The organism is Arthrobacter sp. V1I9, assembly GCF_030817075.1.
Lineage (GTDB): Bacteria > Actinomycetota > Actinomycetes > Actinomycetales > Micrococcaceae > Arthrobacter.
Genome location: NZ_JAUSYU010000001.1, coordinates 1,859,999 through 1,875,101, shown reverse-complemented (window position 1 = coordinate 1,875,101; position 15,103 = coordinate 1,859,999). Strand labels below are relative to the sequence as shown.

The 15,103-nt window shown below is 63.6% G+C and carries 15 protein-coding genes; 6 read left to right on the top strand and 9 right to left on the bottom strand.

The window, feature by feature from the left end:
- Nucleotides 1-51: 51 nt before the first annotated feature.
- The 3 genes from QFZ70_RS08935 (at nt 52) to QFZ70_RS08925 (ending at nt 3,662) form a co-directional block, all read left to right on the top strand.
- Complete coding sequence (locus tag QFZ70_RS08935) at nt 52-840, top strand: c-type cytochrome (protein WP_307095010.1); 789 nt, start codon at nt 52-54, stop codon at nt 838-840.
- A gap of 100 nt (nt 841-940) precedes the next feature.
- Nucleotides 941-2,014: a ubiquinol-cytochrome c reductase iron-sulfur subunit gene (locus tag QFZ70_RS08930; protein WP_307095009.1), complete on the top strand. Its 1,074-nt coding sequence runs from the start codon at nt 941-943 to the stop codon at nt 2,012-2,014.
- The gene (locus QFZ70_RS08925; RefSeq protein WP_307095008.1) at nt 1,992-3,662 is read left to right on the top strand and encodes a ubiquinol-cytochrome c reductase cytochrome b subunit; all 1,671 of its coding nucleotides are present in this window, start codon (nt 1,992-1,994) and stop codon (nt 3,660-3,662) included. The genes QFZ70_RS08930 and QFZ70_RS08925 overlap by 23 nt, the downstream gene beginning before the upstream one ends.
- Before the next feature lie 125 nt (nt 3,663-3,787).
- Here QFZ70_RS08925 and QFZ70_RS08920 read toward each other — a convergent pair whose 3' ends face one another.
- Entirely contained in the window at nt 3,788-4,558 is a 771-nt protein-coding gene (locus tag QFZ70_RS08920) for a GntR family transcriptional regulator (protein WP_307095007.1), read from the bottom strand.
- Nucleotides 4,559-4,719: 161 nt separating this feature from the next.
- Here QFZ70_RS08920 and QFZ70_RS08915 point away from each other — a divergent pair, with 161 nt between their 5' ends.
- Nucleotides 4,720-5,013, top strand: coding sequence for an HPr family phosphocarrier protein (locus tag QFZ70_RS08915; protein ID WP_307095006.1), 294 nt, complete (start codon nt 4,720-4,722; stop codon nt 5,011-5,013).
- Nucleotides 5,014-5,150: 137 nt separating this feature from the next.
- Here the strand turns inward: QFZ70_RS08915 and QFZ70_RS08910 are convergent, their stop codons facing one another.
- The 5 genes from QFZ70_RS08910 to QFZ70_RS08890 all read right to left on the bottom strand — a co-directional run bounded on the left by QFZ70_RS08910 (nt 5,151) and on the right by QFZ70_RS08890 (nt 10,394).
- On the bottom strand, nt 5,151-5,552 hold the full coding sequence (locus QFZ70_RS08910; protein ID WP_307095005.1) for a cytochrome c oxidase subunit 4: 402 nt from the start codon (nt 5,550-5,552) through the stop codon (nt 5,151-5,153).
- Entirely contained in the window at nt 5,549-7,276 is a 1,728-nt protein-coding gene (gene ctaD / locus QFZ70_RS08905; protein WP_307095004.1) for a cytochrome c oxidase subunit I, read from the bottom strand. Before ctaD ends, QFZ70_RS08910 begins: the two co-directional genes overlap by 4 nt.
- Before the next feature lie 10 nt (nt 7,277-7,286).
- Entirely contained in the window at nt 7,287-8,159 is an 873-nt protein-coding gene (gene coxB / locus QFZ70_RS08900) for a cytochrome c oxidase subunit II (RefSeq protein WP_307095003.1), read from the bottom strand.
- A gap of 188 nt (nt 8,160-8,347) precedes the next feature.
- Complete coding sequence (locus tag QFZ70_RS08895) at nt 8,348-8,737, bottom strand: iron-sulfur cluster assembly accessory protein (protein WP_104044002.1); 390 nt, start codon at nt 8,735-8,737, stop codon at nt 8,348-8,350.
- A gap of 217 nt (nt 8,738-8,954) precedes the next feature.
- Nucleotides 8,955-10,394: a dipeptidase gene (locus QFZ70_RS08890; protein ID WP_307095002.1), complete on the bottom strand. Its 1,440-nt coding sequence runs from the start codon at nt 10,392-10,394 to the stop codon at nt 8,955-8,957.
- Between the two features lie 90 nt (nt 10,395-10,484).
- On the opposite strand from QFZ70_RS08890, the gene QFZ70_RS08885 reads away from it, so the two are divergent.
- Entirely contained in the window at nt 10,485-11,087 is a 603-nt protein-coding gene (locus tag QFZ70_RS08885) for a DUF3043 domain-containing protein (protein ID WP_307095001.1), read from the top strand.
- A 125-nt stretch (nt 11,088-11,212) separates the two neighbouring features.
- Here QFZ70_RS08885 and QFZ70_RS08880 read toward each other — a convergent pair whose 3' ends face one another.
- Nucleotides 11,213-12,283, bottom strand: coding sequence for a quinone-dependent dihydroorotate dehydrogenase (locus tag QFZ70_RS08880; protein WP_307095000.1), 1,071 nt, complete (start codon nt 12,281-12,283; stop codon nt 11,213-11,215).
- Between the two features lie 91 nt (nt 12,284-12,374).
- On the opposite strand from QFZ70_RS08880, the gene QFZ70_RS08875 reads away from it, so the two are divergent.
- Nucleotides 12,375-13,385: an alpha/beta hydrolase gene (locus tag QFZ70_RS08875; protein ID WP_307094999.1), complete on the top strand. Its 1,011-nt coding sequence runs from the start codon at nt 12,375-12,377 to the stop codon at nt 13,383-13,385.
- Nucleotides 13,386-13,407: 22 nt separating this feature from the next.
- On the opposite strand, the gene QFZ70_RS08870 is transcribed toward QFZ70_RS08875, so the two are convergent.
- Both QFZ70_RS08870 and recO read right to left on the bottom strand, forming a co-directional pair.
- The gene (locus QFZ70_RS08870; protein WP_307094998.1) at nt 13,408-14,250 is read right to left on the bottom strand and encodes an isoprenyl transferase; all 843 of its coding nucleotides are present in this window, start codon (nt 14,248-14,250) and stop codon (nt 13,408-13,410) included.
- Between the two features lie 2 nt (nt 14,251-14,252).
- Nucleotides 14,253-15,005: a DNA repair protein RecO gene (recO, locus tag QFZ70_RS08865; protein ID WP_307094997.1), complete on the bottom strand. Its 753-nt coding sequence runs from the start codon at nt 15,003-15,005 to the stop codon at nt 14,253-14,255.
- Between the last annotated feature and the right edge of the window lie 98 nt (nt 15,006-15,103).

Here is a 15,103-nt window from a genome sequence, read left to right as displayed (position 1 = left end):
TCAGGTAGCGGCTCCAGGAGCCGGCGCAGGATCGAATAAAGGAACCACCACGTGAAGGCACTCTCGCAAAAGCGGCGTCACCCACTGGCAGCAATCGCGCTGCTTCTGATGGGGCTCCTCATCACTGGTGGGCTGTACGCCGTAGCCACCACCGTCAACGAGGCCAAGGCTTCCACCACCACCTTCAGCGCAAATGACGCGGAGGAGGGCGGCAAGCTGTTTGCCGCCAACTGCGCCACCTGCCACGGCATGGGTGCCAGCGGTTCACCTGATGGCCCGTCCCTCGTCGGCGTAGGCGCCGCGTCTGTTGATTTCCAGGTGGGAACCGGCCGCATGCCCATGCAGATGAACGGCCCCCAGGCCCTGGAAAAGCCCGTTCAGTTCAACGATCAGCAGACCCACCAGCTTGCAGCCTATGTTGCATCCCTGGGTGCCGGCCCGGCAATCCCTGAGGAAAGCCTGCTCGATGAAAAGGGCAATGCCGCCGTCGGTGGCGAACTCTTCCGCACCAACTGCGCCATGTGCCACAACGCTGCTGCCGCCGGCGGTGCGCTGACCCGGGGCAAGTTCGCACCCGCACTGGAAGATACCTCAGGCAAGCACATCTACGAGGCCATGGTCACCGGCCCCCAGAACATGCCGGTCTTCAGTGACTCCAACATCACCCCTGAAGGCAAGCGCGACATCATCACCTTCCTGAAGCAGATCGAAACCACAGGTTCCCCCGGCGGCGCTGAGCTTGGTTCGCTCGGCCCCGTGGCCGAAGGCCTGTTCGTCTGGGTCGCAGGTCTTGGCGTCATCATCGCTTTCACCATCTGGCTGACCTCCCGGACGTCCTAGACCTTAGCGAACGGCTGTACAACTTCTGCTGATCAGTCAGCAGTTTGATATTAGAAACTAACCCGGCACCCGCCGGGACGAGAGAAGGATGAGGCGAATTATGGGCAACCATAGTGACGGCAGTCCGAACCACTCGGGCACCGTAGCTACGGCTGGTCAGAATGAGGTGGAGAAGTTCCAGGACCCTGGAATTCCTCCGCACCGTTTGCGCCTGGCTGACACGGACCCGAAGGCCGCAAAGCGGGCAGAACGGCAGGTCGCCTTACTATTTGGCATCTCTGTTGTTGGAACCCTGATCTTCCTGGTGGCGTACTTTGCCATTGATCTGGGCGGTGCTGATTCAACCATTGCCAACATCCGGCTCCAGAACATGCTGCTGGGCCTTGGCACTGCATTCGCGATGCTCGGCATCGGTACCGGCATCGTGCACTGGGCCAAGGCCCTGATGCCGGACCATGAAGTGTCCGAAGAGCGCCACGCCATCCGTTACGAAGAGGACCGCCAGGCGGCAGTCCGGATCGTCGACGACATCGTGGAAGAGACGGGCATCAAGCGCCGTCCGCTGATCCGGAACACCCTTCTGGGTGCAGTTGCGCTCGCGCCGCTTCCGGCGGTCGCCATCTTCGGCGACCTCGGACCGCGCCCGGACAACAAGCTGGCCCACACCTTGTGGGCGCCTGCTGAAGGCAAGCTCAAGCGCCTCGCCCGTGACCCTGACGGGACGCCCATCAAGGCCTCGGACGTCACCATCGGTTCGGCATTCCACGTCATTCCGGAAGGCCTGAACGAACTTCACGAAGGCAAGCTCAACGAGAAGGCCAAGGCCGTTGTCCTGCTCATGCGCCTGGACCCGGAATCGCTGAACCCCTCTGCGGGCCGCGAGGACTGGGGCTACAACGGCATCGTTGCTTACTCCAAGATCTGCACCCACGTTGGCTGCCCCGTTGCTCTCTATGAGCAGCAGACGCACCACCTGCTGTGCCCGTGCCACCAGTCCACCTTTGACCTCACGCAAGAGTGCAAGGTGATCTTCGGCCCTGCCAGCCGTCCTCTCCCCCAGCTGCCCATCGCAGTTGATGACGAGGGCTACCTGGTCGCCACCAGCGACTTCAAAGAACCTGTAGGACCAAGTTACTGGGAGCGTGATATGCATGAGCGCAGCGTCAACAGCTGAGCCCGCTTTCGTCGCCAAAACCAAGACGGGCCGGTTCACCGACTTCGTCGATTCGCGTGTTGGCGGTTCCGGAATCCTCCGTGAATTCGGCCGCAAGGTCTTCCCGGACCACTGGTCCTTCATGTTCGGCGAAGTGGCACTGTACTCCTTTGTCATCCTGCTGCTTTCCGGCACATTCCTGACATTCTTCTTCGACCCGTCCATGGCGGAGACGCACTACGACGGCTCCTATGTGCCGCTCAAGGGCGTTGAAATGTCCGTGGCGTACAACTCGTCATTGGACATCTCCTTCGACGTCCGCGGTGGCCTGTTTATGCGCCAGGTCCACCACTGGGCAGCCTTGCTGTTCGTTACCTCCATCGCCGTGCACATGCTGAGGGTCTTCTTCACCGGGGCCTTCCGCAGGCCGCGTGAAATGAACTGGGTTGTGGGCAGCGTCCTACTGATCCTGGCGATGGCCGCAGGCTTCACCGGCTACTCCCTCCCCGACGACCTGCTCTCCGGCAACGGCCTGCGCATCATCGACGGCGTAGTCAAGTCCATTCCGATCGTCGGCACGTACATCTCGTTCTTCCTCTTTGGCGGAGAGTTCCCGGGCACTGCCATCATCGGCCGCCTGTACATGCTGCACATCCTGCTGGTGCCGGCACTGATCCTGCTGATGATCGTCCTGCACCTCTTTATGGTGGTCGTGCACAAGCACACCCAGTACCCCGGCCCCGGCCGCAACGACAACAACGTGGTCGGCTACCCTCTGGGCCCCGTCTACGCTGCCAAGGCCGGTGGATTCTTCTTCATCGTCTTCGGTGTCCTGGCACTGATGGCCGGTTTCTTCACGATCAACCCGATTTGGAACTACGGTCCCTACGACCCCTCCCCCGTGTCCGCGGGAACCCAGCCTGACTGGTACATCGGTTTTGTTGACGGCGCCCTGCGCCTGATGCCGGGGACTCTCGGAAACTGGCAAGTTGAGCAGGTGTGGTTCGGCCACGTCTTCAGCTTCAACGTCCTGCTGCCCGCCCTCGTGCCGGCCGGCATCCTGTTCACCGTGATGTTTATGTACCCGTGGATTGAACGCTGGATCACCAAGGACGACCGTGAGCACCACGTCCTGGACCGTCCCCGTAACGCCCCGACGCGCACAGCCATCGGTATGGCCGGGTTCGTCTGGTACTGCGTGATGTGGGCCGCTGCAGGTTCCGACCTCATCGCCACCCACTTCGGCGTATCACTTAACGACGTCACCTACTGGCTGCGGACCCTGTTCATCATTGGCCCGTTCATCGCCTTCTTCGTCACCAAGCGGGTGGCCCTGGCCCTTCAGCGCAAGGACCGGGAGATTGCCCTCCACGGCCGCGAGACCGGACGTATTGTCCGCCTCCCGCACGGGGAATTCATCGAGGTGCATGCACCGCTGGACGAGTACAAGCGCTACAAGCTGGTGGGCTTCGAGTCACCGACCGTTCTTCCGGCTGTACCGAACGAGCACGGTGTAGTAACCCGCAAGGAGAAGCGCCGCGCGTTCCTCTCCAAGTGGTTCTTCGAGGACCGTGTTGCACCGGCTACCCCCGCCGAGCTGGAAGCGGCCCACGGCCACGGCCACGCAGCAGTGGAAGCTCCTGAGGCAGCGAAGAGCCTGAGCCACTAGGCACAAAGCTTCGTACAATCATTGAAGGCCCGGTCCAGTAGGACCGGGCCTTCCGTGTTCCCGCCACCCTGCGGCAGGGGCTGGTGTGGCGCGCGACGTGACTCATGGTCCCTGCAAAGCGGTGCTCAGTGGTTACGGGACCGCCGCGCACCCGGGCGCTGCAACGGGACCCACAGCTTGTACCGGTCGGCACGGTAATAAGAGACGGAATAGTCCACCATTGTGCGCGCAACAAATGCGTGGCGCTGGATCTTGAGCAACGGTGAGCCGACTTCGACGTTGAGCAGCCGTGCCGTGGACGGGGAAGCTGCGGTCGCCTCGATCATGTCCTCACCCCACTCCATCACCAGGCCGTACTGTTCGCTCAGCACGTTGTACAGCGAGGTGGGCGGCTCCCCGTCCAGCAGGCCGGGAACACGGTGGGCAGGAATGAAGTTCTCGTCCACACTCATGGGCTCACCGTCGGCCAAAAGCAGGCGCCGGAAACGGACCAAAGGCGTTCCCTCATCCAGCTGGAGTTCCCGCGCCAGGAAAGCGCTGGCGCCGATCTGTTCGAAGCTGAGAACCTTCGCCGCAGGAACCATGCCCCGGCGCTGCATCTCCTCGCTGTACGAGGTCAGTTTCACCTGGAGGTCCAGCTTTGGCCGGCGCACGAAGGTGCCAAGGCCCACTACGCGCTCGATGACTTCTTCCCCTACCAGCGCATCAATAGCTTGACGCACGGTCATCCGCGCCAGGCCGAACCGCTCGGCGAGGTCGCGCTCAGAAGGCAGCGCGGAACCCGGCCGGCACGATTCGGCGATGTAGGTGCGGAGGATCTCGCGCAGCTGGACATAAATCGCGGTTCCGCTGGTACGGTCGATTTCGCCGGTGATCGCCGCGGTGCTAGCTGCCACGGCTCGTCTCCCCTGGGTTTGAGTTCACCCTGCTATTTTAGGGCAGGTCTAGACCACCGGCTGCCAGTGCCCGTGCTTATTCGGGGAACCGCCATTCAGCCCGCTATATTGGACAGGAAAATCCACGAGACGGATGGGGCCGTCATGAAGAAGGAGTCCCGTTGCCAACACACAAGGCCGTGGTCACAGCCCCTATCGGACTGCACGCACGCCCGGCAGCACTATTCGTCAGGGCGGTGACTGATACAGGCCTTCCCGTGACCATCACCAAATCGGGCACCGGCGGCGTGGATGCCCGCTCGCTTCTTCAAGTGATGACGGCGGACTTCCATCATGGCTGCGAAGTGGAACTGGGCATCGAGGATTCGGCGCTCAGCACCACCCTGAGCGAGGCCAGGGCTGAAGAGGCCCTTCGGGCGCTCGGCGAGCTGCTGGAGTCACAGGGGGCCGAATAAAAGCCGCCTAAGGCGCCGTTCCGTCTGTGGCTCGTACCCGGCTTGCCGGTCCACGCATCAGGCACGGAACAACAACAGGAACTACGACGACGGGCCCCACCAAAAGGTGGGGCCCGTCGTCGTAGTTCTCGTTTTAGCTAGTGGGCGTGATCGCCGCGGCTGTATTCGTAAACCCAGCCGATCAGTGCCACAACCGCCAGGCCGGCCGCGATGTACACGATCCAGAAACCTACTGCCAGGCCCAGGAAACCTGTGGCGCAAGCCAGGCCGAGGACCAGCGGCCACCAGCTCCAGGGGCTGAAGTGCCCCTGCTCGCCGGCGCCCTCGTGGATCTCCGCATCGCTGCGGTCCTCAGGGCGAAGGCCGACGCGCTTGCCCGTGAAACCGAGGTATCCGCCGATCATGCCGGCCAGGCCGCCGACCAGGAGGATTCCGAGGATACCGACCCACTCACCCCAGTCGGTGAGGAAGCCGTAAATCACCGAAACAGGTACGAAGAAGAAGACTCCGGAACCAAAGATCCATGACTCAATTTTCACTGTGCAGTGTCCTTCTGGTCGGCGTTACCGAGCGTGGAGGCCGCGGGAGCCGGTGACTCGACGGTGTGGACCTGTCGAAGCTCGGGGTGGTGAAGGTCCAGCGCTGGCCGTTCGGAACGGATCCGGGGCAGCGAGGTGAAGTTGTGCCGCGGCGGTGGGCAGGACGTGGCCCACTCCAGGGAGGCACCGAAGCCCCAGGGGTCATCTACCTGCACCCTTTCGGCACTGCGCCAGGTGATGTAGACGTTCCAGAAGAACGGAATCAGGGAAGCACCGAGGACAAATGAGGCAACCGTGGAGAACTGGTTCATCCAGGTGAAGTTGTCTTCCACCAGGTAGTCGGCGTACCGGCGGGGCATGCCCTCCACACCAAGCCAGTGCTGGATCAGGAAGGTGCCGTGGAAGCCCATGAACAGGAGCCAGAAGTGGATCTTGCCCAGGCGTTCGTTCAGCATCTTGCCGGTCCACTTGGGCCACCAGAAGTAGAACCCGGCGAACATCGCGAACACAACGGTGCCGAACACCACGTAGTGGAAGTGTGCCACCACGAAGTAGGAGTCAGAGACGTGGAAGTCCAGCGGCGGGGAGGCCAGGATGATGCCGGTGAGGCCGCCGAAGAGGAACGTGATCAGGAACCCGATGCTCCACAGCATGGGGGTCTCGAACGTGATTGAGCCCCGCCACATGGTGCCGATCCAGTTGAAGAACTTCACGCCCGTCGGAACCGCGATGAGCATGGTCATGAAGGCGAAGAACGGGAGCAGTACCGCGCCGGTGACGTACATGTGGTGGGCCCACACCGTCACGGACAAGGCAGCAATCGCGATGGTGGCGTAAACCAGGCCCTTGTAACCGAAGATCGGTTTGCGGCTGAACACCGGGAAGATCTCGGAGACGATGCCGAAGAACGGCAGCGCGATGATGTACACCTCGGGGTGGCCGAAGAACCAGAACAGGTGCTGCCAGAGAACTGCACCGCCATTTTCCGGATCAAAGATGTGCGCACCGAAGCGGCGGTCTGCACCCAGGGCGAACAGCGCAGCGGCCAGCGGCGGGAAGGCCATGAGCACCAGGATGGCCGTGACCAGGGTGTTCCAGGTGAAGATCGGCATGCGCCACATGGTCATGCCCGGTGCGCGCATGCAGATGATGGTGGTGATGAAGTTGACGGCACCGAGGATGGTTCCGAACCCGGACAGCGCCAGGCCAAACACCCACAGGTCCCCGCCAATGCCGGGGCTGAAGGTGGTGTTGGACAGCGGAGCGTAAGCGAACCAGCCGAAGGATGCTGCACCCTGCGGGGTGATGAAGCCGGATACCGCGATGGTGGAACCGAAGAGGAAGAACCAGAAAGCCAGGGCGTTCAGCCGCGGGAAGGCAACATCGGGCGCACCGATCTGCAGTGGCATGATCACGTTCGCGAAACCTGCGAAGAGCGGGGTGGCGAACATCAGGAGCATCACGGTGCCGTGCATCGTGAACAGCTGGTTGTACTGCTCTTTGGTCTGCAGGATCTGCATGCCGGGTTCGAACAGTTCGGCGCGGATGAGCAGCGCCATAACGCCGCCAAGGCAGAAGAACACAAACGAGGCGATCAGGTACATGTACCCGATGGTCTTGTGGTCGGTGGAGGTGATCCAGTTGACGACGATGCGTCCCTTGGACTTGGGAACCACTGGAGCTGTGAGAACTCCGGTGGGTGCGGATTGAGTGTACGTAGCCACGTCGCTCCCCTTACTTAATTTCGTTCAGGTTCGGGTTGCGGTCGTACTCCACACCGAGGAGGCCCGTATTGCCGGCGGCCTTCAGCTCATCCAGGTGTGCCTGGAATTCAGCTTCCGAAACCACCTTGACACGGAACAGCATTTCCGAGTGGTACTCGCCGCAGAGCTCGGCGCACTTGCCGTCGTAGGTGCCCTCTTTAGTGGGGGTAAACCGGATGTAGTTGGTCTTGCCCGGGATCATGTCGCGCTTCTGCAGGAAGGCGGGAACCCAGAAAGAGTGGATCACGTCCCGTGAGTTGAGTTCGAGGTCAACCGACTTGTTGACGGGCAGGTACAGCGTGGGGAGCTGTTCCTTGTCGATCGTGTTGCCGGTCAGGTGCGCCTGGACGCCTGCCTCGTGGACGTCTTCTTCGATGACGTCGCCGGCCTTGTAGTTGAAGTCCCAGGCCCACTGCTTGCCGCGGACATCGACAACGACGTCGGCGGGCTGTGACCGGTCATCAATGGCCTGCTGGTCACGGTCCGTGAAGTAGAAGAACACCAGAACCATAAAGAGCGGAATGGTCAGGTAGAACACTTCCAGCGGAAGGTTGAAGCTTGTCTGGCGCGGGAAGCCCACGGTGCCCTTGCGGCGCCGGTAGGCCACGAGGCACCAAACGATCAGGCCCCAGGTAATGATGCCCACAGCCAAGGCGGCGATCCATGAGTTGACCCAGAGGTCCATGATGCGGTCGCTGTTGCTGGTGGTGCCACGTTCCGTGGGCAGCCACCCTTTCTCTACCTCTGGCGAACATCCGGTCAAAACCAACGCGCCGGCAATTGCCAAGCTTGTGATCGTGGTGATCGTTTTGCGTCGGCTGCCGGTTCGGTTCTGCGAACTCACAGACGGCCCTTCCTACTTGTTGCTGCTGTTGTCCGGGCAGCCATCGGCGCCGCGGGCACACTAAAAGTTTTACTACTCGGTGTAGAGCTTACCGCTCCCCCGGGCGTTTCGCCCACACGTCGGCGCCGTGCCTCCATCCGTTTTGAACGGCAAGAGGCGCGGCGCCGGCGTCGGGCGAAATAACCGGCTTAGTGGAAGGAGTCTCCACAGGCGCAGGAGCCGCCGGCGTTCGGGTTGTCGATGGTGAAGCCCTGCTTGGCGATGGTGTCCTCAAAGTCGATGCTGGCACCGCTAAGGTAGGGAACGCTCATCTTGTCCACAACAACTTCGACGCCGTCGTAGTCCCGGACAGCGTCTCCGTCCAGGAGCCTCTCGTCGAAGTAGAGCTGGTAGATCAGTCCTGAGCAGCCGCCAGGCTGCACAGCAACCCGGAGCCGCAGATCCGTGCGGCCTTCCTGCTCGAGAAGACTGCGGACCTTGCCCGCCGCGACGTCGGTCAGGTTGACCTCGTGGACGGGAAGTTCCTCACTGGCCGCGCTGGTGGTCTGGGTGCTGTTCTCATTGGTTGCGGTGCTCATTGGCCTACCTTCTTAGGACGGTCTGGCGGCGCCGCGACGGCGGTGCCTGCCCCTACGGATTCGGTATGGGCTATAGCTACATGCTACGCGTGGCGCACCTGTAGCTCTAACTCCTGACGTAACCATGGAAGGCCCTTCCTTGTTCCCGCCGGGCCGCTTCCCGGGCTATCGCCTAAAGCGCCGCCCTAAAGCGCCGCCGCTTCAGTACCCCCGGCTTCTAGAGTCCGTCGTTCAGGCGGGACAGCAACAATGCTTCCGCGAGGATCGCATTCCGGAAATCACCAAGGTGCAGTGACTCGTTGGCGCTGTGCGCCCTGGAGTCCGGGTCTTCCACACCAGTCACCAGGATCTGCACGTCCGGGTACAGCTCCGTGAGGTCGGCAATGAACGGAATGGACCCGCCGATTCCTGTCTCCACTGCCTGAACACCCCACGCCTCGCCCAGCGCCCACATTGCCAGCCCGGCGGCGGCCGAGGAAGTGTCCGTCTGGAACGGGTTGCCGCTTTCTCCAGGCGTGAAGGTGACTTTGGCACCGAAGGGAGCGTGCGCCTCCACATGCCTGCGGACGGCCTCCATCGCTTCTTCGGGGACCTGCCCCGGTGCCAGCCGCAGGCTGAACTTGGCCCGTGCCCTCGGCAGCAGCGTATTCGAAGCTACATCCACGGCAGGCGCGTCAAACCCGATTATGGACAGCGCCGGCTTGGTCCAGAGGCGCGATGCGATGCTGCCCGAGCCGGCGAGGCGGACGCCGTCGAGCACTGATGCATCAGCGCGGTAGTCGGCCTCCGGGAAATCCACCGTCGCATTGTCGAAGGCGACGAGCCCCTGGACGGCGACGTTTCCGTCGTCGTCATGGAGGGTGGCGATCAGGCGGGACAGCAGGGTGGGAGCGTCCAAAACAGGTCCCCCGAACATCCCTGAATGGACCGCGTGCTTCAGGACCTGGACTTCGATGGTCCCGTCCACCAGCCCGCGCAGGCTTGTTGTAAGGGCCGGAACGCCCACCTTCCAGTTGCTGGAATCGGCCACGACGATGACATCAGCGCGGAGCAGCTCCCGGTGGGCCTCCAGGAAAGGCCGGAACGTGGGAGAGCCTGCTTCCTCCTCGCCTTCGAAAAAGAACGTCACGCCGAGGCCCAGTCCGGCTCCCAGAACCTCGGAGACTGCTGCATAGGCTGCGATGTGGGCCATGATGCCGGCTTTGTCATCCGCGGCGCCGCGGCCGTAGAGACGCCCGTTCTTCTCGACAGCGGTGAAGGGTGCAGTCTCCCACAGACCCTCGTCGCCCGCAGGCTGGACGTCGTGGTGCGCGTAGAGCAGGATGGTCGGTTTGCCTTCCGCGGCAAGCCGGCGGGCGACGACGGCGGGGCCGCCTGGAGTGCCGTCCGGCTTGTTACAGCCAAGGATCTGCACCTCCTCAAGGCCCGTGGCGCGGAGGAGCTCTGCCACGGCTTCGGCGCTGCGTTCGAGCGGCGCCCGGTCAAAGCTGGGCCAGGCGATCCCCGGAATTGCGACCAGTTCCTTAAGGCGGGCCAGCGTGGCGTCATATGAGCGGTCGATTGCCGCCCGGAGGTCTTCCGTGACCGGGTTTGATTTGAGGCCCAAAGGTGTGGGGCCGTCAATATTGTCGGGGGTAGCCGTTGCAGATGAGGTCATGGCAAAACATTACCCTCGTCACATTCAAGGCCGTGGCAGCCCTGGCCTCGGGCAGGAGGGCCAGGCCGTCCCGCAAGGTATTCTGGTCAGGTGTTCGGACGTAAAAAGGAAGCGCCCTCGGCGCAGGAAATAGCAGACCAGCTGGCAGCGGAAGCTGCGGCACGGCAGAACGGCATAGCCGGCAAGGGAGCCCCTACGCCAACCCGGAAGGCCCAGGAGGCCGCGCGCAAGCGCCCGTTGGTGCCGGAGGACCGCAAAGCGTCAAAGGCCGCCGAGCGCCAGGTCATCCAGGACCAGCGGCTCAAGATGCGCCAGGCCCTGGACACCGGTGATGAGAAGTTCCTGCCGCTGCGCGACAAGGGCCCCCAGAAGCGGTTCACCCGTGACTATGTGGACGCCCGGTTCAGCCTCGGGGAATACCTGATGTTCGGCGCCCTGGTATTTGTCCTGGTATCCCTGGTGGTGCCGGCGTCCAGCGACCTGATGATTTATGTGTTGGGCGGTTTTTGGGTGATGTTCCTGGCCGTCTTCGTGGACGTTTTCATCCTGTCCCGCAAGCTCCGCAAGCGGTTGACCGAAAAATTCGGCGAGGTGGAACGCGGCACCGTCTGGTACGGCTCCATGCGCTCCCTGCAGTTCCGCAAGCTGCGGCTGCCCAAGCCGCAGGTCAAGCGCGGACAGTACCCGGCCTGACGCCTGCGTCCCACTTCAACAGACAACGAAACCCCGGCGGATTTTCCGCCGGGGTTTCGTTGCAGCTCAGCGGGCGCCGGATGCCGGCCCGTGGAACGGGCGTAGCCGCTCCAGCGCGCGCTGCCCTAGGGACGCCGGTTCTTCGCCAACTGCCGGTTGATGCGGGATGCCCAGAACGGCCCCTCGTAGAGGAAAGCGGTATAGCCCTGGACCAGGGTTGCCCCGGCATCGAGCCTGTCCTGGACATCCTGCGCTGTTTCTACGCCGCCCACAGCGACCAGGGTAAGGGCGTCCCCGGTCACCTGTTTGAGCCTTTGCAGCACTTCAAGGGAGCGCTGTTTGAGCGGAGCACCGGAGAGCCCGCCCGCACCGCACTTTTCCACCTGCTCCGCCGGGGAAGCCAGCCCTGTCCTGCCGATGGTGGTGTTGGTGGCGATGATGCCGTCCAGCTTCAGGTCGAGGGCAAGACGGGCGACGTCGTCGATGTCCTCGTCGCTCAGGTCCGGGGCGATCTTCACCAGCAGGGGAACGTGGCGGCCCGCTGCCCGGTCGGCCTCCCGTCCGACGGCGGTCAGCAGCGGCCGGAGCGTTTCCACGTCCTGCAGGAGCCGAAGGCCGGGTGTGTTGGGCGAGCTGACGTTAACCACGAGGTAGTCAGCGGCCGGCGCAAGGCTGCGGGCACTCACGAGGTAGTCCTCCACGGCATCCGCCAGTTCAACCACCTTCGTCTTGCCGATGTTGACGCCGATGACAGGACGCACCGCGGGGTGCCTGCGCTGAAGTCCTGCACGGGCTGCCTTGAGTCGCGGCGCAACCGCGGAGGCGCCGTCGTTGTTGAATCCCATCCTGTTGATCACGGCACGGTCCTGCACCAGGCGGAAGAGGCGCGGCTTTTCGTTGCCCGGCTGGGCCTGGCCGGTGATGGTGCCCACCTCGACGTGGCCGAACCCGAGCTGGCTCAGCGCCTCTATCCCGTGGCCTTCCTTGTCAAAGCCTGCCGCAAGACCGAAGGGCGAGGGAAAGGTCAGGCCGAAGGCCGTGGTCTGAAGCGACGGTGCGGGTGCCGTCAGTTTCTCGAGTGCCCTGCCTGCGCCGGAGCGGTGCGCCAACCTGATGGCCTTGAAGCCGATTTTGTGGGCGCGCTCGGCGTCCATCCATGAAAAGGCCAGCCTGAAGAATGTGGGGTAAACGCGCATGCCTCCAGTCTTCCGTCTTGGCTGGCACACACCAAAATGAGCACAGATCAAAATGACGCAGACTGTTCCGATGGCGGAATAGCATAAAGCCATGGAATGGCAGCGGGACATCCTGGGCGAGGACTTCGAGTTCCATGCCTTTACCGCCGCCGGAACTGACGGTGTGGAGCGGACTGCCACCCTTGTACGGTTCCGGCCTGCCGCAGCGGAAGTCCTCCCGTCGTCCGGGCCCCGCAGGGCGGTCCTCTTCCTGCACGGCTGGAGCGACTATTTCTTCAACACCGACCTTGCCCGCTTCTGGTCCTCGGCCGGCTACGACTTCTATGCACTGGACATGCATAACCACGGCCGCAGCCTGCGCCCGGAGTCTCCGGGCGGTTACGTTTCCAACCTCGCCGATTATGACGCCGAGATTGAGATGGCGGGGCGCCTGATCCGCCAGGAGGGTGCTGCCCCGCCGCTGACACTGATGGGGCATTCAACAGGAGGGCTGGTAGCGGCGCTGTGGGCCAGCAGGCATCCCGGGGCGGTGTCGCAACTTATCCTTAACAGCCCATGGCTGGAGATGCATGGCAGCGCGCTGGTCCGGCGTGCGGCCTCAAGCATGGTGGGACCGGTGGCCCGTCTCCGACCCGAGGCTGTGCTGAGGCTTCCGGAACGGGGTTTCTACTGGCGCACCATCAGCAGTTCCGCGGACGGGGAATGGACGCTCGATGACCGCTACCGTCCACCCATGGCGTTCCCGGTGCGCGCCGGTTGGCTCAGTGCGGTACTCGCGGGCCACACGAAGGTGGCCCGCGGCCTCAACATCGAGGTGCCCATCCTGGTGATGCTGTCCCGGGGCAGCGCGAACGGGCTCTTCTGGTCCGAAGAAATGCGCCGAACTGACGCCGTCCTGGACGTCAACGTCATTGCTGCCCGGGCCCTCACCCTTGGCCGCACAGTGACGGTCGAACGGATCGAGGGTGCCCTGCACGATGTGTTCCTCTCCCCCGCCGCCGTGCGTGCCGACGCCTATGCGCGGCTGGCGCGCTGGCTCCGCGCGTACGGGGACCTGGCCGACCGGGACCTGGCGGACGGAGAAAGTCCGCGACAGCCCTGAAGGGGCCATGTTCCAGACCGTGCTACTGCGCCGGGCCCGCCCCGTTGACAGGCTTCGCCGCGTCCACTGCGCCGCCGTACCTGCGGTCCCGCTGGGCGTATTCCTCCACCGCCGCCCACAATGTCCTGCGGTCGACGTCGGGCCACAGCGTGTCCATAAACACGAACTCGGCATAGGCGGACTGCCAGAGCAGGAAGTTGGACAACCGCTGCTCCCCCGAGCTGCGCAGGAACAGGTCCACGTCCGGAAGGTCCGGCTCATCGAGGTACTTCTGGATGGTGCGTTCAGTGATGGCACCGGGCTTGAGCCTGCCGGCAACAACTTCGGCGGCAATGGCTGAGACGGCGTCCGTGATCTCTGCCCGGCCGCCGTAATTAACACACATGGTCAACGTACAGGTGCTGTTGCCGGCGGTGAACTCTTCAGCCTCTTCAAGTTCCCGGATCACCGAGCCCCAGAGCCGGGGCCGCCGGCCGGACCAGCGGACCCGTACGCCCCACTCGTCCAGCTGGTTCCGCTGCCTCCGCAGCACATCCTTGTTAAATCCCATCAGGAAGCGGACTTCCTCCGGGGAGCGGCGCCAGTTCTCCGTGGAAAAGGCATAGACGCTGACGTACTCAATGCCCAGCTCAATGGCCCCGGCCATAACGTCCAGGAGGGCAGGCTCGCCGGCCTTATGGCCTTCTATCCTCGGCAGTCCGCGCTGGTTCGCCCACCGGCCGTTGCCGTCCATGACGATCGCGACATGCCGGGGTATGAATTCCGCCGGGATGGACGGTGCCACCGCGCCTGAGGGATGCGGGTACGGGGCAACCACCGGCTGGCTGCGCTTTCGGGGTGCGTTGTTCTTTTTTCCCAGGGCCACTGTCAGCTGCGCTCCACATGTTTGAGGGACTTCAGTACTCGTTCAAGATGCCATTGCAGGTAAGCGGCCACCAGGCCGGCGGCTTCCTTGCGGTGCACGGGCAGGGAAACATCGGCCGCAGCCCAGTCCCCCGTCAGCAGCGCCGCGAGCAGGACCACTGTTTCCGGCGCCGGCGCCGGAGACCCCGGCGGCCTGCACCCGCCGCAGACCATACCGCCCACCGGGGCGGAAAAGGCATTATGCGGGCCCGGCAGCCCGCAGCGGGCACAGTCCGTGAAGCTGGGCGCCCAACCGCCGGTGGCGAGTGCCCGCAGCAGGTAGGAATCAAGGATCAGCCCGGCGGCGTGTTCGTTCCGGCTCAGCGACGCCAGGGCGCCGACCAGCAGGTTGTACTGGGCGGTTCCGGATTCGCCGTCAACGTCGGTGAGCTTCTCCGCCGTCTCCGTCATGGCGGCAGCCACGGTGTAGCGGCCGTAGTCGGACGCGATGTCTCCGCCGTAGGCCCCTTTGGCCACGGCCTGGGTCACGATGTCCAGCGTCTTTCCGGACACAAGCTGCAGGTCCGCCACCATAAAGGGTTCAAGGCGCGCGCCGAAGCGGCTGCTGGTGCGCCGGACTCCTTTTGCAACAGCACGGACCTGGCCGTGGTGTTTGGTCAGCAGCGTGATGATGCGGTCCGCCTCCCCCAGTTTGTGGGTACGGAGCACGACGGCGTCGTCCCGGTACGCGCGGGAAGCGAAAGAGGGTTGGGCCACGCCTTTATCTTCCCATCCTTTGCGGGCACTGGCCTGCCGGACCACCGGGCGGGGTGCTGTTGTGCCGCCGTGGGATCCGGCGGCACAACAAGCGCGTT